This window comes from Enterobacter sp. WPR_3_1 (assembly GCF_003635055.1).
Taxonomy (GTDB): domain Bacteria; phylum Pseudomonadota; class Gammaproteobacteria; order Enterobacterales; family Enterobacteriaceae; genus Enterobacter; species Enterobacter ludwigii.
On the sequence record NZ_RBXU01000011.1, the window covers coordinates 280,980 to 303,929 of the forward strand.

The window sequence follows — 22,950 nt, forward strand, 5'->3', positions numbered from 1 at the left end:
GAGGTAAATCGTATGAAAATCATCAGTAAAGATCTGCGCGACGGGGAAAAACTGCCTGAACGCCACGTTTTTAGCGGCATGGGTTATCAGGGGGATAATATCTCTCCGCATCTGGCGTGGGACGATGTTCCGGCGGGAACCAAAAGCTTTGTTGTCACCTGCTATGACCCGGATGCCCCTACAGGCTCAGGGTGGTGGCACTGGATAGTGGCGAACCTGCCTGCGGATACGCGCGTTCTGCCGCAAGGTTCCGGCTCTGACCTGGTGGCGCTGCCTGAAGGCGCTATCCAGACCCGAACCGATTTTGGCAAAGCGGGTTACGGTGGCGCCGCGCCGCCAAAAGGGGAAACGCACCGCTATATCTTCACGGTTCACGCGCTGGATGTGGACAAGATTGAGGTGGATGAGGGCGCGAGTGGCGCAATGGTCGGCTTTAACGTCCATTTTCATTCGCTGGGCAGCGCATCGATCACGGCGATGTATTCGTAAAAAAAACCGGTGGCCTGAACGTGTCCGGGCCACCGGGCAAATCTTAGAGCACCGAAGGCAGTAAGCCCACCAGGCTTCCCTTCTCCAGCAGCGCGATCGCTTTATCAATATCCGGCGCAAAGAAACGGTCATCATCGTAATGCGCGACCTGTTCACGCAGCAGATGACGCGCCTGTTCCAGCAGCGGGCTGGATGTCAGACCTTCACGCAGATCAACGCCCTGACATGCGGCCAGCCATTCCACCGCCAGCACGCCGCGGGTGTTGGCGGCCATCTCCCACAGACGACGTCCGGCGGCCGGGGCCATAGAAACATGATCTTCCTGGTTCGCTGACGTTGGCAGACTGTCCACGCTGTGCGGATGCGACAGGGCCTTATTCTCGCTCGCCAGCGCCGCGGCCGTCACCTGGGCAATCATAAAACCGGAGTTAACCCCGCCGTTGCGGACCAGGAACGGCGGCAGCTGGGACATATGTTTATCCATCATCAGCGCGATGCGACGTTCGGATAAGGCCCCTACTTCCGCAATCGCCAGCGCGATATTATCCGCCACCATCGCCACAGGCTCGGCGTGGAAATTCCCCCCGGAGACCACTTCGTTTTCCTGAGCGAACACCAGCGGGTTATCAGACACCGCATTCGCCTCCACCAGCAGCACTTCTGCCGCGTGGCGGAGCTGCGTCAGACAGGCTCCCATCACCTGGGGCTGACAGCGAAGCGAATAGGGATCCTGTACCTTGTCACAGTTATGGTGAGAGTCTGCAATATCGCTGGTCTCGGTCAGCAGGTGACGGTACATCGCCGCGGCGTCAATCTGCCCGCGCTGGCCGCGCACCTCGTGGATACGGGCGTCAAACGGACGACGTGAGCCAAGCACCGCCTCGGTGGTCAGCGCACCGCACACGACCGCGGAGGCGAAAAGATCCTCGGCTTCAAACAGACCACGCAACGCAAACGCCGTCGAGGCCTGGGTCCCGTTAAGCAGCGCCAGCCCTTCTTTCGCCGCTAGCGTTATCGGGGTTAACCCGGCTTTTTTCAGCGCCTCTTTCGCAGGGAGCCACTCGCCCTTCCAGCGAGCCTGACCTTCACCGAGCAGCAGCAGCGACATATGGGCCAGCGGCGCAAGATCGCCGGATGCACCGACGGAACCTTTTGCCGGGATCCACGGATAGACCTCCGCATCCACCAGCGCCATCAGCGCCTCGATCACGCTGAGGCGAATTCCGGAGAACCCACGTGCCAGACTGTTGATTTTGAGCACCATCATCAGGCGGACAATGTCATCATCCAGCGGTTGACCGACACCCGCCGCATGCGAAAGCACCAGCGAGCGCTGTAAATTTTCCAGATCGTGCGTGGCGATACGCGTCTGCGCCAGCAGACCAAATCCGGTGTTGATGCCGTAGGCGGTACGTCCTTCGGCAATAATGGCTTCAACGCAGGCAACGCTGTCGTTAATCGCGGCGTGGGCGCTTTCATCAAGTGAGAGCGTGACCGGTTGACGCCAGACGTTACGCAGCTGTTTGAGCGTCAGTGAGCCGGGAGTGAGGGTTAAGGCGTTCATTAATGCTTTCCTTGTGTGGCAGGGATCATCGGCAGGTTCAGGCCCTGCTCTTTGGCACATTCAATCGCAATCTCGTAACCGGCATCCGCGTGGCGCATTACGCCGGTTGCCGGGTCGTTATGCAGCACGCGAGCGATACGCGCTGCCGCTTCATCCGTACCATCACACACGATGACCATTCCCGAGTGCTGGGAGAAGCCCATTCCTACGCCACCACCGTGATGCAGCGACACCCAGGTCGCCCCGCTGGCGGTATTCAGTAAGGCATTCAACAGTGGCCAGTCGGAGACGGCATCGGAGCCGTCGCGCATGGCTTCGGTTTCACGGTTCGGGCTGGCAACAGAGCCCGAGTCGAGATGGTCGCGTCCGATAACAATCGGCGCGGAGACTTCACCGCTGCGCACCATTTCGTTAAAGGCCAGACCCAGTTTTTGTCGCCACTCCAGCCCGACCCAGCAGATCCGCGCCGGCAAGCCCTGGAAGTTAATGCGCTCGCGAGCCATATCCAGCCAGTGGTGCAGATGTTCGTCGTCGGCGACGATCTCCTTCACTTTGGCGTCGGTTTTGTAGATATCTTCCGGATCGCCGGACAGGGCCACCCAGCGGAACGGGCCAATACCGCGACAGAACAGCGGACGAATATAGGCAGGCACAAACCCCGGGAAGTCGAAGGCGTTACTCACGCCCATCTCTTTCGCCATCTGGCGAATATTGTTGCCGTAATCAAATGTCGGAATGCCCATCTGGCTAAAGGCCAGCATGGCGTTCACGTGCTCCGCCATGGAACGTTTAGCGGCGAGCACCGTGCCTTCCGGGTCACTTTCGGCTTTTTGCTGGTACGCTTCCCACGTCCAGCCCGATGGCAGATAGCCGTGAAGGGGGTCGTGTGCGCTGGTCTGGTCGGTGACGAGATCCGGGCGTACGCCACGGGCCACCAGTTCAGGGAGAATGTCAGCCGCGTTGCCGCAGAGCGCAATCGACATCGCTTTGCCTTCTGACGTGTATTTTTTGATGCGTGCCAGCGCGTCATCCAGGTTTTCAGCCTGTTCATCGACGTAACGGGTACGCAGTCGGAAATCAATGCGGCTCTGCTGACATTCAATGTTCAGGGAGCAGGCACCGGCAAGGGTCGCGGCCAGCGGCTGTGCGCCCCCCATTCCCCCCAGACCGGCGGTCAGTACCCAGCGACCTTTCAGCGAACCGTTATAGTGCTGACGACCGGCTTCCACGAAGGTTTCGTAGGTGCCCTGCACAATCCCCTGACTGCCGATGTAGATCCAGCTTCCCGCCGTCATCTGGCCATACATCGCCAGCCCTTTGGCGTCCAGCTCGTTAAAGTGTTCCCAGGTCGCCCAGTGCGGGACAAGGTTAGAGTTGGCGATCAGCACGCGCGGTGCATTCTTGTGGGTTTTGAACACGCCGACCGGTTTGCCGGATTGCACCAGCAGGGTTTCGTCATGTTCCAGATGAGTCAGGGATTCAACAATCGCGTCATAGCACTCCCAGTTGCGCGCGGCGCGGCCTATGCCGCCATACACCACCAGCTCGTGGGGGTTTTCCGCGACCTCAGGATCGAGGTTATTCATCAACATGCGCAGCGGGGCTTCGGTGAGCCAGCTTTTGGCGGTAAGTGTGGTGCCGCGCGCGGCGCGGACATCCTGCTGGCGGTATTTACCTGACGACATTGTGTGCTCCTCATACGGGACAGATGATGTATTCAGATATACTTGTATAGACAAGCACACACAAGGTCAGATTTAACAAAAAAGATACAATTTTGTTATATTGCGTTAGCTATCACGCTTTTAAAACGTATGACCCTTACGACATGAAATGGCCCTGCAGCCGGTATCGATTTCCCGGGAACAGCAGTCTGGCATGCGACACAATATGCGACGAAGACCAGGTACGGCGACGAATGAGCAGGCAAGGATCGTCCTCTTTGATCCGCAACAGTTCGCACTCCTGCGGCGTAGCGCGAACCGCTTCCACAATATGTTCCCCTTCCGTCAGCGGCGCGATGAGCGAAAGATAGGCATGCGGTGTGGTCTGGGTGTAATCCTGATCCAGGTACTCGGGCACCCGATCGGCGTTCACGCAGCGATCTTCAATCTGCACCGGGATGTCGTTTTCATAATGCACCATCACGGAATGAAAGATGCGGCTTCCCTCTTTGACATTCAGCTCCACGGCCTGCTCGGCGCTGGCCTGTGTCTCTTCGAGCACCAGCACTTCACAGTGGTGCTGATGGTTACGCGAGGCTATCTCATCGGCAATACTTCTGATCTCAAACAGCGCCGATTGCCCTTTCGGCTCCGCGACGAAGGTCCCAACGCCTTGCAGACGCACCAGAAGGCCCTCATCGGTCAGCTCGCGCAGCGCCCGGTTGATGGTCATTCGGCTAAAACCAAACTGTGCGACCAGTTCGGCCTCGGACGGAATGCGATCGTGCGGCCGCCAGACGCCGGTTGCGATTTTTTCGCTGATAGCCTGCTTCACCTTTTCGTAGAAAGGCGCGGGAGGGCTGGACTGCGACAGCGGTGAGCGTGAAAACATCCTGACTCCTTAAACGTTGTTATGCCCACCAGTGAGCAATTTGCCAGGCCAGACGGGCGGCAAGCTTTGCCCCCTGTCCGTCCCGATCGTACTGCGGGTTAAATTCTACCAGATCGGCAGCCTGCAGTTTTCCACTGCGGCAGATGTGTTCAATCACCGGCAGAAGATCCAGCGCGGGTACCCCTAACGCCGCGGGCGCTGAGACGGCTGGCATTTCGCCAGCAGGCAAAACATCGAGGTCAATGGTGAGGTAAACGCGGTCGGCCTGGGCCAGGACCTTGTCCAGAGCCGATAATGCATCTCGCCTGAAATGAAGGTCTTCCACCAGCGTGACGTTTAGTCGCTCAGCTTCATCCCACAGCGCCTGCGTGTTCGCCGCCCGGCTGACGCCCAGGCAGGCATACTGAAAATCGCGCGCCTGTTCCGCACAGTAGTGTGCCAGCTGACGAAACGGCGTGCCGGAGGTCGCGCGGTCCGCCTTGCGCAGGTCAAGGTGTGCATCCAGATTTATCACCACCACGCGCGCGTTCGGGAAAGCATCCAGAACCCCGCGGCCATGCGCCCAGGCGGTCTCGTGTCCCCCGCCAAAAACCAGCGTACGCATGCCGGACTGCTGGCAGGCCTGCACGGCATCGCTTAACGCCCGCTGAGCCGCTTCCAGGTTATCGCCCTCGACATATACCGACCCCATATCCACCAGCCGGTCATGTCCATGATGACTTGCCATGTTCGCCAGCGCTTTGCGAAGCACCTCCGGGGCCTGTACGGCGCCGGGCCTGCCCTGATTGCGTTTTACCCCTTCATCACATTCAAACCCTATCAAAGCGATGCCGGATGACTGAGGGGTAAATACCGGCATCTGTCGCAGGGTCTGAAAAATACGTTTTGCATTGCTGGCCTCGGCGCTGTCGTCGCGCCCCTGCCAGACGGTCTCGGCAACCGGCCGCCAGAGTCTCATACGCTCTCCCCACGGAAAATACGTTGATACAACGGATTGCGTCCCGGCTCGTAGACCATTTCGACCGGGTGATGTGCATCCCAGACGACAAAGTCAGCCACGAATCCAGCCTGCAGCTGCCCGTGCGTGGCCCCGCGTCCCAGCGCCTGGGCAGCATGTCGCGTCACGCCAGCCCAGGCCTCTTCAGGCGTCAGGCCAAACTGCACGCAGGCCATATTCATCGCGAGATGAATACTCGCGAACGGGCTGGTGCCGGGGTTATAGTCGGTGGCGACAGCCATGGGAACGCCCTCTTTTCTGAGCTGTTCAACCGGCGGACGCTGGCGCTCCTGAAGAAAATAGAATGCCCCCGGCAGTAATACCGCAACCGTGCCGTTGTGCGCCATCGCCTGAACACCGTCATCGTCGAGATATTCAATATGATCGGCGGAAAGCCCCTTAAAGCGGCTGACCAGCGCCGCGCCGCCAAGATTTGAAAGCTGTTCCACGTGTCCTTTGACCGGAATCCCCAGGGCCGTGGCAGCGCGGAAAAGCCGCTCGGTTTGCGCTGGCGTGAAGCCGACATTTTCGCAAAACACATCCACGGCTTCGAATAAGCCTTTTTGCCACAGCGTGGGCATCATCTGCTCGCACACCGTGGTGAGATACGCGTTCGCGTCATGGCGGTATTCCGCCGGAACCGCATGCGCAGCCAGAAGCGTTGGGCTGATCTCTACCGGATTGTTCTGGCCCAGCTGGCGGGCGACCTGCAGCATCTTCTCTTCCGCTTCGGCGTTGAGACCATATCCCGACTTGATTTCAACCGTGGTCACCCCTTCATCGATCAGCCGCTGCAGACGCTGTTGCGCCAGCCTTAGCAGGGTCTCGGGCGAACTGCTCCGCGTCGCCGTCACGGTCGCGTTAATCCCGCCGCCCTGCGCGCTGATGGTTTGATAAGAGACGCCGTTCAGACGCTGCTCCCACTCTGCCGCACGATCGCCACCGAACACCAGGTGGGTATGGCAGTCAATCAGCCCGGGGGTGACCAGACGACCGTGCAGATCGACACAGTGACGGTGGCCGGAAGGGATGTCGGATTCGGGAATAACGGCCAGAATCGTCTGGCCGCGCACCACCAGGGCGTGCTGCGCTTTCAGGCCATAAGGCGTGCTGTCGTCCGGGATCATTGTCGCCAGTCGCGCATTGCGCCATATTACATCGTCGGGATGAAGCTGCTGCATGGGCATTCCACTTGTCATGGGTTGTATAGACATTTATTTTCATCTGCCCCCTGCTGTCAACCGCTCTGGCGGAAAATGTTATTTATTTGTGATGACTTTCCCGCCTCCCGCGGGTAAAAAATGCATCTTTTACCCTTTTTATCTTCCCGTTTCGCTCAACTTAGTATAAAAAAGCAGGCTATTTCGTCTATCCCGTTAAGACTTGCATACCCAGGAGCTTTACCTTGAACATTTCCAGGATTTCCCGTCTGGCGTTAGCGCTCGCCTTTGGCGTGACATTATCCGCATGCAGTTCTACCCCACCGGACCAGCAGCCTTCTGAGCAGGTTGCACCGGGTACCGCCTCTCGCCCGATTTTGTCCGCTGATGAAGCGAAGAACTTTGACCGTGCACACTACTTCTCGGCGATGGACCCTAACGCTGCGCCGTGGACACCGTCTTCTATTAACCTGCCGAAACAACCTGACTTCGTTGTCGGTCCGGCAGGCACGCAGGGCGTGACGCACACGACGATTCAGGCTGCGGTTGACGCGGCTATCACCAAACACAGCGCCTCTCGCCAGTACATCGCGATCCTGCCTGGGGAATATGAAGGCACCGTTTACGTTCCGGCAGCACCGGGCAGCATCACCCTCTACGGGACAGGCGAGAAAGCGGTCGACGTGAAAATTGGTCTGGCGATTGATTCTGAAATCGACAGCAACACCTGGCGTCGCCTGGTCAACCCGGCGGGTAAATACATGCCAGGCAAACCGGCGTGGTACATGTTTGACAACTGCCAGAGCAAGCGTGCAGCTACCATCGGCGTGATGTGTTCTGCGGTCGTCTGGTCTCAGAATAATGGCCTGCAGCTGCAGAACCTGACCATTCAGAATACCCTGGGCGATAGCGTGGATGCCGGTAACCACCAGGCCGTTGCACTGCGTAGCGATGGCGATAAAGTGCAGATCAACAACGTGAATATTCTCGGCCGTCAGAACACCTTCTTCGTGACGAACAGCGGTGTTCAGAACACGCTGCAGAATAACCGTCTGACCCGTACGCTGGTCACTAACAGCTACGTTGAAGGTGACGTGGATCTGGTCTCCGGTCGCGGCGCGGTGGTGTTTGAGAACACCGATTTCCGCGTGGTGAATTCACGCACTCAGCAGGAAGGTTATGTGTTTGCCCCTGCCACGCAATCTAACCTGTTCTACGGCTTCCTGGCGGTTAACAGCCGCTTTAACGCGTCCGGTGACGGCGTCGCGCAGCTGGGCCGCTCGCTGGATGTGGACTCTGCCACCAACGGTCAGGTTGTTATTCGTGACAGCGTGATCAACGAAGGTTTCAACATGGCTAAGCCATGGGCCGATGCCGCTATCTCCAAACGTCCTTTCTCCGGCAATACCGGTAGCGTGGATGATAAAGGTAACGTGCAGCGCAACCTGAATGACGCTAACTTCAACCGCATGTGGGAATACAACAACCGCGGTCTGGGTAGCAAAGTGGTTGCTGAGCCTAAGCAATAAAAGAATGCGTTGATGTCTTTTGCTGTACTCGCCCGGCGCCCACCGGGCATAAAAAAACCTCGCATTTGCGAGGTTTTTTGTTTTAAGCCTTTTAGTGTGCGTTTACCACCACCCACATTGGCCCCTGGCCGACGGCGTAACGCCCTTTCTCTTCCAGCAGCCCCTGCGCACCTTTGATTTCGTACAGCGCGATGTGGTGGGATTTTTGCCCCGCCGCAATCAGGTATTTACCGCTGTGATCGATATTAAACCCGCGTGGCTGGGTTTCGGTAGGCTGGAAACCTTCAATCGCCAGCACGCTACCGTCTTCAGAAACGCTGAATACCGTAATCAGGCTGGAGGTACGGTCGCAGGCATACAGATGACGCCCATCCGGTGTGATGTGAATATCAGCCGCCCAGCGGGTGTCAGAGAAGTCAGACGGCATCATATCCAGCGTCTGCACGCACTCAATCTTGCCGTTAGGATCTTTCAATTCCCATACGTCCACAGAACTGTTCAGCTCGTTCACCACATAGGCGTACTGCTGGTTCGGGTGGAACACCAGATGGCGCGGGCCCGCGCCCTCAACGGTGGTCACTTCTGCAGGATTCTGCGCCACCAGGTGACCGTCATCGCTCAGGGTAAACAGGCAGATACGATCCTGTTTCAGCGCAGGGACCCACAGCGTACGGTTATCCGGAGAAATATTCGCCGAGTGGCAACCTTCCAGCCCGTCAACCACATCCACGGTTTCAACCGGTAGGCCCGCTTCCAGGCGCGTTACGCTGACACAGCCCGCATTGTAAGAGCCGCTGAAGATGAAGTTGCCTTTGCGATCGGTGGAGATATGCGTTGGGCTGCCCGGTAAAGGTGCTTCCGCAGTGTAAGTTAGCGCGCCGTCGTCCGGCGAGATGCGGTAGGCCAGCACGCGAAACTCCGGGCGCACACCCACGTACAAGAAACGTTTATCCGGGCTGATAACCATCGGCTGCACCTGACCTGGCACATCAACAACCTGAACCAGCGTGAGGGTACCCTCGGTATTTAAACGCCAGACGTGGATCTGCTGGCTTTCAGGACTGGCGGTATAAACGGTTTGTTTCATGAATATTCACTCCTCACTGCGCATGAAAGTAGTTAACTTTTGACGGTGAATGCTGAATTGTCATCGGGAATTTTGAAGCCTTTGCCTCTCGGTGTACCATCCCTTCAGAACGTAAATTCAATATTAACCCGGAAAAACAAATGACCTCGCGTGTAATTGCTCTGGATTTAGACGGTACCTTACTTACTCCGCAGAAAACCCTTCTCCCCTCTTCCCTTGAAGCACTCAAACGCGCGCAGGAAGTGGGATATCAACTCCTTATCGTAACGGGTCGACATCACGTTGCCATTCATCCTTTTTATCAGGCACTGGCGTTAGATACACCTGCAATTTGTTGTAATGGCACTTATTTGTATGATTATCAGGCAAAAAAGGTTTTAGAATCCGATCCGCTGCCCGTGCCTCAGGCGCTGCAATTGATTGATCTGCTTGATGAGCATGCCATTCACGGCCTGATGTACGTGGATAACGCAATGGTGTATGAACGTCCGACAGGCCACGTGATCCGCACCAGCAACTGGGCATTGTCTCTGCCTGAAGCGCAGCGTCCGGTCTTTACCCAGGTTTCCTCCCTGCGCCAGGCGGCTCAGGATGTCGATGCTATCTGGAAATTTGCGCTGACGGATGAAGATACCACCAAACTGAATGCCTTCGCGACGCACGTTGAACAAACGCTGGGTCTGGAGTGCGAGTGGTCCTGGCACGACCAGGTCGATATCGCCCGCAAAGGCAACAGCAAAGGCAAGCGTCTGACGCAGTTCGTGGAGTCTCAGGGCGGATCAATGCAGGATGTGATTGCCTTTGGCGATAACTACAACGACATCAGCATGCTGGAGGCCGCCGGTACAGGCGTGGCAATGGGCAACGCCGACGATGCGGTAAAAGCGCGTGCTAACGTCGTGATTGGTGATAACACCACCGACAGCATCGCGCAGTATATTTATACCCACCTGCTGTAATCAGGTGGTGATGGAGACGCTCTTGATTTGCGCGTAAAGCCACAGGCCAGGCTTGATCCCTAACTCATCTCTGGCCCACGGACTGATGCGCGCCCAGAGCGTCTTGCTGCCCACTTCGAGCTTTACCTCAACCTGTCCGTTATCATCAAAACACTCCGCCACTTTCGCGCGCAGGATATTGCGAATACTGGTCTGCAGCGGCGCTTGCAGCACCAGAGAGACATCTGAAGCCTGAATGCGTATACGCAACGCAGACTGCAGCGGTTTGTCGATTTTGTTGACCCACAGATGCTGGTCGCCCAGCGCCAGTGCGGTCATCGCATAGTGCGGATGGTGTTCCAGCACGCTCACCTTAAGGATGCTGCTCTGCTGCTCCTTCGGTAACCACGGGTGCATCACGCTGCTGCCCCACACCTCTTCCAGATTACCGAATGCCTTAACACTGCCCTCTTCCAGCACCAGCACTTTATCGGCCAGATGCAGGATCTCATCCAGCGAGTGGCTGACGTAGAGCATCGGGATATTGATTTCACGCGCCAGTCGCTGAAGATAGGGCAGCAGTTCACGTTTTCGCGGAATATCCAGCGAGGCCAGCGGTTCGTCGAGCAACAGCAGTTCTGGCGCGGTGAGCAACGCGCGGCCTATCGCCACGCGCTGTTTTTCACCACCAGAAAGCGATGAAGGGAGCCGGTCCAGCAGTGACTCAATGCCCAGCAGCGCCACCAGCTTATCAAATTGCGCGGCCATGCTTTTGGCCATGCCGTAGCGAAGATTACCGCGCACGCTGTAATGCGGAAATAATCGCGCATCCTGAAAAACATAACCAATTCGCCGCTTATCCGGTGCCAGGTAAATTTTGTTCTCAACGTCGTTTAAGACACGATCGTTGAGCACAATCCGTCCGGACTGCGGCCGCGTCAGTCCGCTGATGGCATTAATCAATGAGGTTTTCCCTGCACCTGATACGCCAAAGATGGCGGTAATGCCACTCGCAGGCAGCGTCTCGTTAAGGGTCAGGGTATGGTTTCCCAGCGTCTGGGTGAACTGAAGTTCGAGCATGACTATTTCCCCATCCGCTCGCGACTGAGTCGCGCCAGCCATTCCGAAACCAGCAGCGAGACCAGCGCCAGCACAATTGAGATAATGCACAGCCGCGCCGCGGCACCTTCTCCACCCGGCGTCTGGATCAGGGTGTACATTGCTGACGGGATCGTCCGCGTCTCACCGGGGATATTCGACACAAAGGTAATCGTGGCACCAAACTCACCCAGCGAGCGGGCGAACGCCAGTACCGTGCCGACAATAATGCCCGGCAGCGTAAGCGGGAGCGTGATGGTGAAAAATACGCGCCAGCGCCCGGCTCCCAGCGTGCGGGCAGCCTGTTCCAGTTTGATATCAACCCCTTCCAGCGCCAGGCGAATGGCCCTGACCATCAGCGGGAATGACATCACCGCCGCCGCCAGTACCGCCCCTCGCCAGCTAAACGCAAACGTCAGCCCAAACCAGTCATATAACCATTCGCCAATAAAACCGCGCCGCCCCATCGACACCAGCAGCAGGTAACCAACCACCACCGGTGGCAACACGAGGGGAAGATGAAGAACGCTATCCAGCAGGGCTTTGCCGGGAAACTTACAGCGAACCAGTAACCAGGCAAAGAAGATCCCAAAGGGCAAACTCAGCGCAACCGCCAGGGAAGAGACTTTCAGGCTCAGCAGGACAGCCTGCCATTCAGGATCGGTCAATATCATTAGTGAGTCGTAAATCCGTAACGTTTAAAGATTGCGGACGCTTCGGGTCCTTTCAGGTATTCGCTGAAGGCCGTCACGGTCGCATTTTTATGTCCATCAACAATCGCAACAGGATATTCCACTTTCTTGTGGGAGTCTTCCGGGAACGTACCAACCACTTTCACCCCTTTACTGGCGACGGCGTCCGACCCGTAGACTATCCCCAGCGGCGCTTCATTACGTTCAACCAGCGCCAGAGCACCGCGCACATCTTCAGCCGGAGCCAGTGTGGGCGATAACGTCTCCCAGGCACCCAGTTTTTGCAATGCTTCTTTGGCGTAGATCCCCGCTGGTACATGCTCCGGATCGCCAACGGCCAGGCGTCCTCCGTTCAGCAGCCGGGTCCAGGGGGTCTCTTTGTTGATACTGATTTCGCCTTGCTGACTGGCTTTCGGCGCCACCACGACAAGGCTATTCCCCAGCAATGTTTCGCGGGTTGTCGCATCAATCGATTTCTTTTCAGCCGCGTAATCCATCCACTTCTGGTCTGCAGAGATGAACAGATCGGCCGGCGCTCCCGCTTCAATCTGACGTGCCAGCGTCGATGAAGAAGCAAAAGAGGAGACCACCTCGACGTTCTTCTCTTTTTTATACGCTGTCGCAATATCCTGCATCGCGTTGGTCAACGACGCCGCCGCAAAGACGGTAATTTTACCCTCGTTAGCCAGCGCGTGTCCGCTCAGCGAAAGTGTCAGCGTTGCCCCTGCGAAAAGGCGTACCCATGTACGTGCCATTTGTAGCTCCTGTGAGTATCGTTATATACACACTAATATAACGGTAACTCCGGAGAGATCCCAGCGTTAAATCGTACCGCTCAAGGGGTACAGCAAGCTGATGCTTTAAATAATATCGGCGAGAAAGGGAAATACTTGAGAGCAAAACGCCCGGGCAAGCCGGGCGTTTCGGGGGGAAATTAATGCTGCTTTTTAGCCTGGTCTCTGTGACCAATGTTCGAAAATACGTTGAACACTTCACCCAGGCCGTAGATGGCACCGAGGATAACGGCCATCACTACTGGTACCATGATCACGGCGAATACCAGACTTTTCAACAATTCCAACATGGTTTTCTCCAGATATTGTGAATGGCTTATTCTACCCTGAAAAGTGAGAAAAACATCCCCTTTTGTGCGGTGCCCTTTGCGACCTTCGCCATTTGGGTCACAATGCACTTTTTGCCAGGACAGTGTTATGCAGGCCGAAATTCTCCTCACTCTACGACTACAGCAGAAGCTTTTCGCCGATCCGCGACGTATCGCCCTGCTTAAACAAATAGAACAAACCGGTTCAATAAGCCAGGGGGCTAAGAACGCTGGCATTAGCTATAAAAGCGCCTGGGATGCCATCAACGACATGAACACCCTGAGCGAGCAAACGCTGGTTGACCGGGCCACAGGCGGCAAAGGCGGTGGGGGTGCGATCCTGACACGTTACGGCCAGCGCCTGGTTCAGCTGTATGATCTGCTGGCGCAGATCCAGCAAAAAGCATTTGATGTGTTAAGTGACGACGATAATCTCCCGCTGGACAGCCTGCTGGCTGCCATTTCCCGTTTTTCGCTGCAAACCAGCGCCCGTAACCAGTGGTTTGGCACGGTGATGGCGGGCGATAACGCCCAGGTGCAGCGTCATATTGAGATCCTGCTTGCCGATGGAACAACCCGTCTGAAAGCCGCGATTACCGCACAAAGCGCAGACCGACTGGCGCTGAATGAAGGTAAAGAGGTGCTGGTGTTACTGAAAGCGCCGTGGGTGAATATCACTGCCGATGCCGAAAAAGCAAAAGCCGCTGATAACCAGCTACGCGGTGCCATCCGCCACGTTGAACGCGGTGAAGAGCAGTGTGAAGTACTGATGACCCTGCCGGACGGGCAAGAACTCTGCGCAACCCTTCCCCTCAGCGACGCCGCAGAATTAGAAGAAGGTGCTGTGGTGACCGCATATTTCAACGCCGACCGGGTGATTATCGCCACATTGTGCTGAGCACATTGACAAGCGTGTCGACAGTGAGTATCCCTGACATCTGTTGCTGCAAAAAATGGGATAAGTCATGTCATCATTGCATATTTCGCAAGGCACGTTTCGTCTTAGCGACACCCGAACGCTGACGATTTCTGATTTAACAATACGCGCCGGTGAAAGCTGGGCGTTTGTCGGTACAAACGGAAGCGGGAAATCAGCGCTGGCCCGTGCGCTGAGCGGAGAGCTCGCGCACCTTAAAGGGGAATACCAGTGTAACTTTACGCGCCTGACGCGCCTGTCATTCGAGCAACTACAAAAGCTGGTGAGCGATGAATGGCAGCGCAATAACACCGATTTACTCAGCCCGGGCGAAGAAGATACGGGCCGCACGACGGCAGACATTATTCAGGATGAGGTCAACAATCCTGCCCGTTGTGCGTATCTGGCAGAACAGTTTGGCATCACCTCCCTGCTGAACCGGCGCTTTAAATACCTCTCGACCGGTGAGACCCGGAAAACGCTGCTGTGTCAGGCGCTGATGAGCGAGCCGGAACTGTTGATTCTGGATGAACCGTTCGACGGTCTCGACGTGCAGTCCCGCGCACAGCTGGCCACCCTGCTCGGCTCGCTTAACCAGCAGGGCTATACGCTGGTACTGGTGCTTAACCGTTTTGATGAAATTCCTGAGTTTATTCAGAACGCCGGCGTGCTCGCTGACTGCAACCTGACTGAAACCGGCGAAAAATCGGCGTTACTTAAGCAGGCGTTAATTGCCCAACTGGCGCACAGTGAAAACCTGGACGGCATCACGCTGCCGGAACCGGACGCACCTTCTGCCCGCCACGCGTTAGATCCCCACCAGCCGCGCATCGTGCTGCGTGATGGCGTGGTAGCGTATGACGATCGGCCGATCCTTAATCATCTCAGCTGGACGGTCAACCCGGGTGAACACTGGCAAATTGTCGGCCCCAACGGCGCGGGAAAATCAACGCTGCTGAGCCTGATCACCGGCGATCACCCTCAGGGCTACAGTAACGATCTCACCCTGTTTGGCCGCCGCCGCGGAAGCGGTGAAACGATCTGGGATATCAAAAAGCATATCGGCTATGTCAGCAGCAGCCTGCATCTGGATTACCGGGTCAGCACCACGGTGCGCAATGTGATCCTGTCCGGGTATTTTGATTCCATCGGCATTTATCAGGCGGTCTCGGACAAACAGCATAAGCTGGCCCAGCAGTGGCTGGATATTCTGGGGATGGATAACCGGGTCGCTGACGCGCCGTTTCATAGCCTTTCGTGGGGACAGCAGCGTCTGGCACTGATCGTTCGCGCGCTGGTAAAACATCCGACCCTTCTGATCCTCGACGAACCGCTACAGGGGCTGGACCCATTAAACCGCCAGCTGATCCGCCGTTTTGTGGATGTCCTGATTAGCGAAGGCGAAACGCAGCTGCTGTTCGTTTCCCATCATGCCGAAGATGCCCCGTCCTGCATTACGCACCGCCTCGAGTTTGTGCCCGACGGTGAACGCTATCAGTACCTGCTGAGTAAAATCGATTAACCCCGGAGGGCTCTGCCCTCCGTTTTTTCGGATAACCTGCACAAAGACTTCCCTATCCCTTTGATCTACAATGTCGCATTGCCGCCCAAAAACGGATTTTAAAAGCAGTGTAAACGATTCCACTATTTTATCCCATGTCACACTTTTCGCGTCTCTGTTATGCTATGGTTATTACATACCATAAGCCCAATGGAGCGAAATATGCGAGTTCTGGTAACAGGTGGTAGCGGTTACATTGGTAGTCATACCTGCGTGCAGCTGCTGCAAAACGGTCATGATGTCATCATCCTCGACAACCTGTGCAATAGTAAGCGCAGCGTGCTGCCTGTGATTGAACGTCTTGGCGGTAAACAACCGACCTTCGTGGAAGGCGACATCCGCAATGAAGCGTTGATGACCGAGATCCTTCACGACCATGCCATTGAGACGGTGATCCATTTCGCCGGTCTGAAAGCGGTGGGTGAATCCGTCGCGAAACCGCTGGAGTATTACGACAACAACGTCAACGGTACCCTGCGTTTGATCTCCGCCATGCGCGCAGCGAACGTCAAAAACTTTATCTTCAGCTCTTCCGCAACCGTCTACGGCGATCAGCCAAAAATCCCTTACGTTGAAAGCTTCCCGACCGGTACGCCGCAAAGCCCGTATGGCAAAAGCAAACTGATGGTGGAGCAGATCCTCACCGATCTGCAAAAAGCACAGCCTGAATGGAGCATCGCCTTGTTGCGCTACTTCAACCCGGTTGGCGCCCATCCGTCAGGCGATATGGGTGAAGATCCACAGGGCATCCCGAATAACCTGATGCCGTACATCGCCCAGGTGGCCGTTGGCCGCCGTGAGTCTCTGGCTATTTTCGGTAATGATTATCCAACCGAAGACGGTACCGGTGTGCGTGATTATATCCACGTCATGGATCTGGCCGACGGCCACGTGGCGGCAATGCAGCAGCTGGCCGATAAGCCAGGCGTGCATATTTACAACCTCGGCGCCGGGATCGGCAGCAGCGTGCTGGACGTCGTGAATGCCTTCAGTAAGGCCTGCGGTAAGCCTGTGAATTATCACTTCGCACCGCGCCGTGAAGGCGACCTCCCGGCTTACTGGGCCGATGCCTCCAAAGCCGATAAAGAGCTTAACTGGCGTGTCACCCGCACGCTTGATGAAATGGCACAGGATACCTGGCACTGGCAGTCTCGCCATCCACAAGGTTATCCGGACTAAGGATCCGTCATGACTTCGTTCAATCCCGTCGATCATCCGCATCGTCGTTTTAACCCGCTAAGCGGGCAATGGATTTTGGTTTCTCCGCATCGCGCCAAGCGCCCCTGGCAGGGGGCGCAAGAGACGCCTGCAAAACAGACGCTTCCGCAGCACGACCCGGACTGCTTCCTGTGTCCGGGCAACACGCGTGTGACGGGCGATAAAAACCCGGACTACAAAGGCACCTTCGTTTTCACCAACGATTTTGCCGCCCTGATGACCGACACGCCCGACGCGCCGGATAGCCAGGACCCGCTGATGCGCTGTGAAAGTGCACGCGGCACCAGCCGTGTTATCTGTTTCTCGCCCGACCACAGCAAAACGCTGCCGGAGCTGAGTGTTGACGCGCTGAAAGAGGTCGTCAGCACCTGGCAGACGCAAACTGCTGAACTGGGCCAGACCTACCCGTGGGTACAAGTGTTCGAAAACAAAGGCGCGGCAATGGGCTGCTCTAACCCGCACCCGCACGGTCAGATCTGGGCCAACAGTTTCCTGCCAAACGAAGCCGAGCGTGAAGACCGTCTGCAAAAAGCCTATTTCGCGGAAAACGGATCGCCGATGCTGGTGGATTACACCCGTCGTGAACTGGCCGATGGCAGCCGAACGGTGGTGGAAACCGAGCATTGGCTGGCCGTCGTACCTTACTGGGCAGCATGGCCATTTGAGACGCTGCTTCTGCCAAAAGCACAGGTTCTGCGCATCACCGATCTGAGCGACGCACAGCGCGATGACCTCGCCCTGGCACTGAAGAAACTGACCAGCCGTTATGACAACCTGTTCCAGTGCTCCTTCCCGTACTCAATGGGCTGGCATGGCGCTCCGTTTAACGGTGAAGAGAATCAACACTGGCAGTTGCATGCCCATTTCTATCCGCCGCTGCTGCGCTCTGCGACGGTACGTAAATTCATGGTGGGCTATGAAATGCTGGCAGAAACCCAGCGTGACCTGACGGCAGAACAGGCTGCAGAACGCCTGCGTGCTGTGAGTGACGTCCATTATCGCGAATCAGGAGTCTAAAAAATGAGTCTGAAAGATAAAACACAATCCCTGTTTGCTGAGAAATTTGGCTACCCTGCCACCCATGTCATTCAGGCGCCTGGCCGCGTGAACCTGATTGGTGAACATACCGACTATAACGATGGTTTCGTTCTGCCGTGCGCCATTGATTACCAGACGGTCATTAGCTGCGCTAAGCGCGATGATCGCAAAGTCCGCGTTATTGCAGCGGATTACAACAATGAGACGGATGAGTTTTCCCTCGATGCACCCATCGTTACCCACGACAGCCAGCAATGGTCTAACTACGTGCGCGGCGTGGTAAAACACCTTCAGAAACGTAATAAAAACGTGGGCGGTGCTGATCTGGTCATCAGCGGAAACGTGCCTCAGGGCGCCGGGTTAAGCTCGTCCGCGTCGCTGGAAGTCGCCGTGGGTACCGTCTTCCAGCAGCTTTATCATCTGCCGCTGGACGGGGCACAAATTGCCCTGAATGGTCAGGAAGCGGAAAACCAGTTTGTGGGCTGTAACTGCGGCATCATGGACCAGCTGATCTCTGCGCTGGGTAAAAAAGAGCATGCCTTGCTTATCGACTGCCGCTCTCTGGGCACCAAAGCCGTTCCCTTGCCAAAAGGCGCAGCTGTGGTAATTATTAACAGCAACTTTAAACGCACGCTGGTGGGCAGCGAGTACAACACCCGCCGCGAGCAGTGTGAAACCGGCGCACGTTTCTTCCAGCAACCTGCGCTGCGTGACGTTTCGCTCAACGAGTTCAATAAAGTGGCGCACGAACTGGATCCGGTAGTGGCGAAACGCGTTCGCCATGTGCTGACGGAAAATGCCCGTACCGTTGAAGCGGCGTCCGCGCTGGCGAAAGGCGACCTGAAACGTATGGGTGAACTGATGGCAGAATCTCACGCCTCCATGCGCGATGATTTTGAAATCACCGTTCCGCAAATCGATACCCTGGTGGAAATCGTCAAAGCCACGATTGGCGATAAAGGCGGTGTGCGCATGACCGGCGGCGGCTTCGGTGGCTGCATTGTTGCCCTGATGCCGGAAGAGCTCGTCCCTGCCGTCCAGCAGGCGGTGGAAAAACAGTACGAAGCGAAAACAGGTATTAAAGAAACTTTCTACGTGTGTAAAGCATCACAAGGAGCAGGACAGTGCTAAACGAAACGCCAACCCTTGCCCCGGATGGCCTGCCGTATCGCCTGTTAACCCTGCGCAACAGCGCAGGAATGGTGGTTACGTTAATGGACTGGGGTGCCACTTTGCTATCCGCTCGTGTACCAATGCCTGATGGCAGCGTACGTGAAACCCTGCTTGGCTGCGCGTCGCCTGAGCAGTATGTCAATCAGTCCGCCTATCTTGGCGCGTCTGTCGGCCGTTATGCTAACCGCATCGCGAAAAGCGCTTTCGAACTTGATGGCGAGCGTTACTCGTTGCTTTCCAGTCAGGGCGAAAACCAGTTGCACGGTGGACCTGAAGGGTTCGATAAGCGCCGCTGGAAAATCGTTCAGCAAAACGACCGCGAAGTGCTGTTCTCACTAGACTCGCGTGACGGTGACCAGGGATTCCCCGGTAACCTCACCGCGTTCGCGCATTTCACGCTGGCTGACGATAACCGTATCGCCATTGAATATCGCGCGAAAGTTGATAAGCCGTGCCCGGTCAATCTGACCAACCACGCTTATTTCAACCTGGACGGCAACCAGTGCGACGTGCGTAATCACACGCTCCAGATCCTGGCCGATACCTATCTGCCGGTGGATGAAATGGGGATCCCGTATCAGGGGCTCAAGGCCGTCAGCGGTACCAGCTTTGATTTCCGCAGCGGAAAAACCATCGCACAGGATTTCCTGAGCGATGACGATCAGCGCAAGGTGAAAGGCTATGACCACGCGTTCCTGCTGCAGGCGAAAGGTGATGTGACTCAGCCTGCCGCGCAGGTCTGGTCTGCAGATGAGAAACTGCAGATGACGGTCTACACCACGGCCCCTGCCCTGCAATTCTATTCAGGCAACTACCTTGGCGGTACCACGGCACGCGAACATGAAGAGTACAGCGACTGGCAAGGTCTGGCGCTGGAAAGCGAGTTCCTGCCGGACAGTCCGAACCATCCAGAATGGCCACAGCCGGACTGTGTGCTGCGCCCGGGTGAAGAGTACGTTAGCGTGACAGAATATCATTTCATCCCGCATTCATAATTCCCAGCCCTCCTTGCGGAGGGCTTTTTCTCTCCGTCTTGCTGAAAATAGCGCCGATCGCAGACAAAATCATAACCCTGGATTCACAAGCATCTTACACTCAGAGACTATTTTCGCTATGGTTAGGGTTAAGCGTTGCTGCTGGCACTGTCACGGCAATATAATGAGAATTGTTATCATTCAATAAAGCTTATGAGGAGTACGATATGGCTGTAACTAAGCTGGTCCTGGTGCGTCATGGCGAAAGCCAGTGGAACAACGAAAACCGCTTTACCGGTTGGTACGACGTTGATCTGTCAGAAAAAGGCGTAAGCGAAGCAAAAGCAGCAGGTAAACTGCTGAAGGCTGAAGGCTTCAGCTTTGATTTTGCTTACACCTCTGTGCTGAAACGTGCCATCCATACTCTGTGGAACGTTCTGGACGAACTGGATCAGGCCTGGCTGCCGGTTGAGAAATCCTGGAAACTGAACGAGCGTCACTACGGTGCGCTGCAGGGTCTGAACAAAGCGGAAACCGCTGAAAAATACGGTGACGAGCAGGTTAAACAGTGGCGTCGCGGCTTCGCGGTAACCCCACCAGAGCTGACCAAAGATGACGAACGCTACCCGGGCCACGACCCGCGTTACGCGAAACTGACGGATGCTGAGCTGCCAACGACCGAGAGCCTGGCGCTGACCATCGACCGCGTTGTGCCTTACTGGAACGAAACCATTCTGCCACGCCTGAAAAGCGGCGAGCGCGTGATCATCGCAGCTCACGGTAACTCCCTGCGTGCGCTGGTGAAATACCTGGACAACATGGGTGAAGACGAGATCCTCGAACTGAACATCCCAACTGGCGTTCCACTGGTGTATGAGTTCGACGAAAACTTCAAACCAATCAAACATTACTATCTGGGCAACGCTGATGAGATCGCTGCAAAAGCCGCGGCTGTAGCGAACCAGGGTAAAGCGAAATAATTTTCGCTGGACATAAAAAAAGCGTGGAGCAATCCACGCTTTTTTATTTGGCTCCTGAAACTCAGCCGCGACGCGCTTTTACCGCATTCGCCAGCTGACGCAGAAGGGCATCCGTATCGTCCCAGCCGATGCAGGCGTCCGTGACGCTCTTACCGTAAACCAGCGGCTCGCTGCCTTCCAGATTCTGGTTACCTTCCACCAGATGGCTTTCGATCATCACGCCAATAATCGCGTTCTCACCGCCGGCAATCTGCTGACAAACATCGGCGCCGACTTCCATCTGCTTTTTAAACTGCTTGCTGGAGTTGGCATGGCTGAAGTCGATCATCACCTGTTGTGGCAGACCCGCTTTTTCCAGCCCGACCTTCACGTCTGCGACATGTTTTGCGCTGTAGTTCGGCTCTTTACCGCCACGCAGAATAATATGACAGTCACCGTTACCGCTGGTATTCACAATGGCGGAGTGACCCCATTTGGTGACGGACAGGAAGCAGTGCGGTGCCCCGGCGGCATTGATGGCGTCAATTGCCACCTTAATGGTGCCATCGGTACCGTTTTTAAAACCAACCGGACACGAGAGACCTGACGCCAGTTCGCGGTGAACCTGAGATTCTGTAGTACGCGCACCGATTGCGCCCCAGCTCATCAGGTCCGCCAGATATTGCGGCGTAATCATGTCGAGGAACTCACCGGCAGCCGGCAAACCGCTGTCGTTGATCTCCAGCAGCAGTTTGCGCGCAATACGCAGACCGTCGTTGATCTGGAAACTGTTATCCATATGCGGGTCGTTAATCAGCCCTTTCCAGCCAACGGTCGTACGCGGCTTTTCGAAGTAAACACGCATGACAATTTCCAGCTCGCCTTGCAGTTCTTCGCGAAGCTGAAGCAACCTTGCTGCGTACTCTTTGGCCGCAGCAGGATCGTGAATTGAGCAAGGGCCAATCACCACCAGAAGACGATCGTCATTACCTTTCAGGATCTTATGGATCGCTTTACGAGCATGAGACACCGTGTTTGCGGCATTTTCAGTGGCGGGGAATTTCTCAAGGAGTGCTACAGGAGGTAATAACTCATTGATCTCTTTAATACGTAAATCGTCGTTCTGATAATTCATTTTCTTTCCAGCTCTGCCATATCTTTAGTAATGAAAGCAATCCTTTCAATCTAACTTGCCGACCAGAAAGTGTAAACACGGTTTTACACTTCACGCAGATAATTCCTGGAATTCACCTAAAAATCGCCACAAAATAGCGAAAAACGAGATCTAACCTAAGCTTTTTAACTGTAACAACCACTTTTGTTTGATTAAACGCGATTCCATACTGACGTAAGTCCGTATGACGGAATCTTTCGCCTCTGAAAAAGATGCACTGTTGGAAAATGTTATCCAGCGTAACGACAAGAACAGGAGCACCAAGATGAAAATGACGAAACTGGCAACCCTCTTCCTCACAGCCTCCCTCACCCTGGCAAGCGGCAGCGTCCTTGCCGCTGAGACGGGCTCAACAGATAACAACGGTGACGCGAATGCCGCGGCGGCGGCGGGTCAGGTCGCCCCTGATGCAAAACAGAATATCGCCCCGAATAATGTCGATAACAGCCAGATCAATACCGGGAACACCAATACCGGAGGCACGATGTTGCATCCGGACAGTAGCGACTCTGGCACCATGAATCATGACACGATGAGTACCGATGAGATGCATAAGAACACCATGTGCAAAGACGGTAAGTGTCCGAATTCGAATGACAAAGTGGGCGACGATGCCAATACCAAAACGGATGGCACAACCCAATAGTCCCTGACGGATGTAAACGTAAAAGGAGAGCTCTGGCTCTCCTTTCTTTTTGGAGTAAGCCATTAAAAACGCTACACTA

At 55.8% G+C, this 22,950-nt stretch carries 22 protein-coding genes; 11 read left to right on the forward strand and 11 right to left on the reverse strand.

The genetic code is table 11. The annotated features are described in order from the left end of the window. The first annotated feature begins 12 nt into the window (after positions 1 to 12). The gene (locus BJ887_RS15390; protein ID WP_121340080.1) at positions 13 to 489 is read left to right on the forward strand and encodes a kinase inhibitor; all 477 of its coding nucleotides are present in this window, start codon (positions 13 to 15) and stop codon (positions 487 to 489) included. Between the two features lie 43 nt (positions 490 to 532). Here the strand turns inward: BJ887_RS15390 and hutH are convergent, their stop codons facing one another. From hutH to hutI, 5 genes are all read right to left on the reverse strand, one after another. Further along, positions 533 to 2,053, reverse strand: a complete 1,521-nt coding sequence (gene hutH / locus BJ887_RS15395) for a histidine ammonia-lyase (protein ID WP_050737370.1) — start codon at positions 2,051 to 2,053, stop codon at positions 533 to 535. Beyond that, entirely contained in the window at positions 2,053 to 3,738 is a 1,686-nt protein-coding gene (hutU, locus tag BJ887_RS15400; RefSeq protein ID WP_020884940.1) for a urocanate hydratase, read from the reverse strand. The genes hutH and hutU overlap by 1 nt, the downstream gene beginning before the upstream one ends. Positions 3,739 to 3,874: 136 nt before the next feature. Beyond that, complete coding sequence (locus BJ887_RS15405) at positions 3,875 to 4,609, reverse strand: histidine utilization repressor (protein WP_121340081.1); 735 nt, start codon at positions 4,607 to 4,609, stop codon at positions 3,875 to 3,877. Positions 4,610 to 4,628: 19 nt separating this feature from the next. Continuing rightward, on the reverse strand, positions 4,629 to 5,567 hold the full coding sequence (hutG, locus tag BJ887_RS15410) for a formimidoylglutamase (protein WP_047743876.1): 939 nt from the start codon (positions 5,565 to 5,567) through the stop codon (positions 4,629 to 4,631). Further along, entirely contained in the window at positions 5,564 to 6,787 is a 1,224-nt protein-coding gene (gene hutI, locus BJ887_RS15415) for an imidazolonepropionase (protein ID WP_121340082.1), read from the reverse strand. Before hutI ends, hutG begins: the two co-directional genes overlap by 4 nt. A gap of 224 nt (positions 6,788 to 7,011) precedes the next feature. On the opposite strand from hutI, the gene BJ887_RS15420 reads away from it, so the two are divergent. Beyond that, the gene (locus BJ887_RS15420) at positions 7,012 to 8,295 is read left to right on the forward strand and encodes a putative acyl-CoA thioester hydrolase (RefSeq protein ID WP_014169207.1); all 1,284 of its coding nucleotides are present in this window, start codon (positions 7,012 to 7,014) and stop codon (positions 8,293 to 8,295) included. A 91-nt stretch (positions 8,296 to 8,386) separates the two neighbouring features. Here the strand turns inward: BJ887_RS15420 and pgl are convergent, their stop codons facing one another. Beyond that, positions 8,387 to 9,382 carry a 6-phosphogluconolactonase gene (gene pgl, locus BJ887_RS15425; RefSeq protein WP_032677711.1) on the reverse strand — a complete coding sequence of 332 codons (996 nt, stop codon included), beginning with the start codon at positions 9,380 to 9,382 and terminating at the stop codon, positions 8,387 to 8,389. Positions 9,383 to 9,522: 140 nt separating this feature from the next. On the opposite strand from pgl, the gene BJ887_RS15430 reads away from it, so the two are divergent. Next, positions 9,523 to 10,341 (forward strand): pyridoxal phosphatase, encoded by an 819-nt coding sequence (locus BJ887_RS15430; RefSeq protein ID WP_025204641.1) that lies wholly within the window; start codon positions 9,523 to 9,525, stop codon positions 10,339 to 10,341. Here BJ887_RS15430 and modC read toward each other — a convergent pair whose 3' ends face one another. From modC to BJ887_RS15450, 4 genes are all read right to left on the reverse strand, one after another. Beyond that, positions 10,342 to 11,400 carry a molybdenum ABC transporter ATP-binding protein ModC gene (modC, locus tag BJ887_RS15435; protein WP_020884945.1) on the reverse strand — a complete coding sequence of 353 codons (1,059 nt, stop codon included), beginning with the start codon at positions 11,398 to 11,400 and terminating at the stop codon, positions 10,342 to 10,344. It abuts the gene before it with no gap. A gap of 2 nt (positions 11,401 to 11,402) precedes the next feature. Beyond that, positions 11,403 to 12,092: a molybdate ABC transporter permease subunit gene (gene modB, locus BJ887_RS15440; RefSeq protein ID WP_014169203.1), complete on the reverse strand. Its 690-nt coding sequence runs from the start codon at positions 12,090 to 12,092 to the stop codon at positions 11,403 to 11,405. Further along, the gene (gene modA, locus BJ887_RS15445; protein ID WP_047366363.1) at positions 12,092 to 12,865 is read right to left on the reverse strand and encodes a molybdate ABC transporter substrate-binding protein; all 774 of its coding nucleotides are present in this window, start codon (positions 12,863 to 12,865) and stop codon (positions 12,092 to 12,094) included. The genes modB and modA overlap by 1 nt, the downstream gene beginning before the upstream one ends. 179 nt (positions 12,866 to 13,044) lie before the next feature. Further along, positions 13,045 to 13,194 carry an AcrZ family multidrug efflux pump-associated protein gene (locus BJ887_RS15450; RefSeq protein WP_020884948.1) on the reverse strand — a complete coding sequence of 50 codons (150 nt, stop codon included), beginning with the start codon at positions 13,192 to 13,194 and terminating at the stop codon, positions 13,045 to 13,047. 127 nt (positions 13,195 to 13,321) lie between these two features. Between BJ887_RS15450 and modE the strand changes: the two genes are divergently transcribed. From modE to gpmA, 7 genes are all read left to right on the forward strand, one after another. Further along, a complete protein-coding gene (gene modE / locus BJ887_RS15455; RefSeq protein WP_025204643.1) occupies positions 13,322 to 14,110 on the forward strand; it encodes a molybdenum-dependent transcriptional regulator in 789 nt (262 codons plus the stop codon). A 67-nt stretch (positions 14,111 to 14,177) separates the two neighbouring features. Continuing rightward, positions 14,178 to 15,650: a molybdate ABC transporter ATP-binding protein ModF gene (gene modF / locus BJ887_RS15460; RefSeq protein ID WP_032677710.1), complete on the forward strand. Its 1,473-nt coding sequence runs from the start codon at positions 14,178 to 14,180 to the stop codon at positions 15,648 to 15,650. 201 nt (positions 15,651 to 15,851) lie between these two features. Further along, on the forward strand, positions 15,852 to 16,868 hold the full coding sequence (gene galE, locus BJ887_RS15465; protein WP_020884951.1) for a UDP-glucose 4-epimerase GalE: 1,017 nt from the start codon (positions 15,852 to 15,854) through the stop codon (positions 16,866 to 16,868). Between the two features lie 9 nt (positions 16,869 to 16,877). Continuing rightward, entirely contained in the window at positions 16,878 to 17,924 is a 1,047-nt protein-coding gene (galT, locus tag BJ887_RS15470) for a galactose-1-phosphate uridylyltransferase (RefSeq protein ID WP_014169198.1), read from the forward strand. A gap of 3 nt (positions 17,925 to 17,927) precedes the next feature. Further along, entirely contained in the window at positions 17,928 to 19,076 is a 1,149-nt protein-coding gene (gene galK, locus BJ887_RS15475) for a galactokinase (protein ID WP_121340083.1), read from the forward strand. After that, positions 19,070 to 20,113, forward strand: coding sequence for a galactose-1-epimerase (gene galM / locus BJ887_RS15480; RefSeq protein ID WP_121340084.1), 1,044 nt, complete (start codon positions 19,070 to 19,072; stop codon positions 20,111 to 20,113). Before galK ends, galM begins: the two co-directional genes overlap by 7 nt. A gap of 206 nt (positions 20,114 to 20,319) precedes the next feature. Continuing rightward, positions 20,320 to 21,072, forward strand: coding sequence for a 2,3-diphosphoglycerate-dependent phosphoglycerate mutase (gpmA, locus tag BJ887_RS15490; protein WP_020884954.1), 753 nt, complete (start codon positions 20,320 to 20,322; stop codon positions 21,070 to 21,072). Between the two features lie 61 nt (positions 21,073 to 21,133). Here gpmA and aroG read toward each other — a convergent pair whose 3' ends face one another. Continuing rightward, complete coding sequence (aroG, locus tag BJ887_RS15495; protein WP_014169194.1) at positions 21,134 to 22,186, reverse strand: 3-deoxy-7-phosphoheptulonate synthase AroG; 1,053 nt, start codon at positions 22,184 to 22,186, stop codon at positions 21,134 to 21,136. Between the two features lie 304 nt (positions 22,187 to 22,490). Here aroG and BJ887_RS15500 point away from each other — a divergent pair, with 304 nt between their 5' ends. Continuing rightward, positions 22,491 to 22,871, forward strand: a complete 381-nt coding sequence (locus tag BJ887_RS15500; protein WP_121340127.1) for a YbgS-like family protein — start codon at positions 22,491 to 22,493, stop codon at positions 22,869 to 22,871. Positions 22,872 to 22,950: the final 79 nt, after the last annotated feature.

Coding starts and splice junctions, on each gene's coding strand:
- BJ887_RS15390 (WP_121340080.1), top strand. CDS start 13: ATGAAAATCATCAGTAAAGATCTGCGCGACGGGGAAAAACTGCCTGAA.
- hutH (WP_050737370.1), bottom strand. CDS start 2,053: ATGAACGCCTTAACCCTCACTCCCGGCTCACTGACGCTCAAACAGCTG.
- hutU (WP_020884940.1), bottom strand. CDS start 3,738: ATGTCGTCAGGTAAATACCGCCAGCAGGATGTCCGCGCCGCGCGCGGC.
- BJ887_RS15405 (WP_121340081.1), bottom strand. CDS start 4,609: ATGTTTTCACGCTCACCGCTGTCGCAGTCCAGCCCTCCCGCGCCTTTC.
- hutG (WP_047743876.1), bottom strand. CDS start 5,567: ATGAGACTCTGGCGGCCGGTTGCCGAGACCGTCTGGCAGGGGCGCGAC.
- hutI (WP_121340082.1), bottom strand. CDS start 6,787: ATGCAGCAGCTTCATCCCGACGATGTAATATGGCGCAATGCGCGACTG.
- pgl (WP_032677711.1), bottom strand. CDS start 9,382: ATGAAACAAACCGTTTATACCGCCAGTCCTGAAAGCCAGCAGATCCAC.
- BJ887_RS15430 (WP_025204641.1), top strand. CDS start 9,523: ATGACCTCGCGTGTAATTGCTCTGGATTTAGACGGTACCTTACTTACT.
- modC (WP_020884945.1), bottom strand. CDS start 11,400: ATGCTCGAACTTCAGTTCACCCAGACGCTGGGAAACCATACCCTGACC.
- modB (WP_014169203.1), bottom strand. CDS start 12,092: ATGATATTGACCGATCCTGAATGGCAGGCTGTCCTGCTGAGCCTGAAA.
- modA (WP_047366363.1), bottom strand. CDS start 12,865: ATGGCACGTACATGGGTACGCCTTTTCGCAGGGGCAACGCTGACACTT.
- BJ887_RS15450 (WP_020884948.1), bottom strand. CDS start 13,194: ATGTTGGAATTGTTGAAAAGTCTGGTATTCGCCGTGATCATGGTACCA.
- modE (WP_025204643.1), top strand. CDS start 13,322: ATGCAGGCCGAAATTCTCCTCACTCTACGACTACAGCAGAAGCTTTTC.
- modF (WP_032677710.1), top strand. CDS start 14,178: ATGTCATCATTGCATATTTCGCAAGGCACGTTTCGTCTTAGCGACACC.
- galE (WP_020884951.1), top strand. CDS start 15,852: ATGCGAGTTCTGGTAACAGGTGGTAGCGGTTACATTGGTAGTCATACC.
- galT (WP_014169198.1), top strand. CDS start 16,878: ATGACTTCGTTCAATCCCGTCGATCATCCGCATCGTCGTTTTAACCCG.
- galK (WP_121340083.1), top strand. CDS start 17,928: ATGAGTCTGAAAGATAAAACACAATCCCTGTTTGCTGAGAAATTTGGC.
- gpmA (WP_020884954.1), top strand. CDS start 20,320: ATGGCTGTAACTAAGCTGGTCCTGGTGCGTCATGGCGAAAGCCAGTGG.
- aroG (WP_014169194.1), bottom strand. CDS start 22,186: ATGAATTATCAGAACGACGATTTACGTATTAAAGAGATCAATGAGTTA.
- BJ887_RS15500 (WP_121340127.1), top strand. CDS start 22,491: ATGAAAATGACGAAACTGGCAACCCTCTTCCTCACAGCCTCCCTCACC.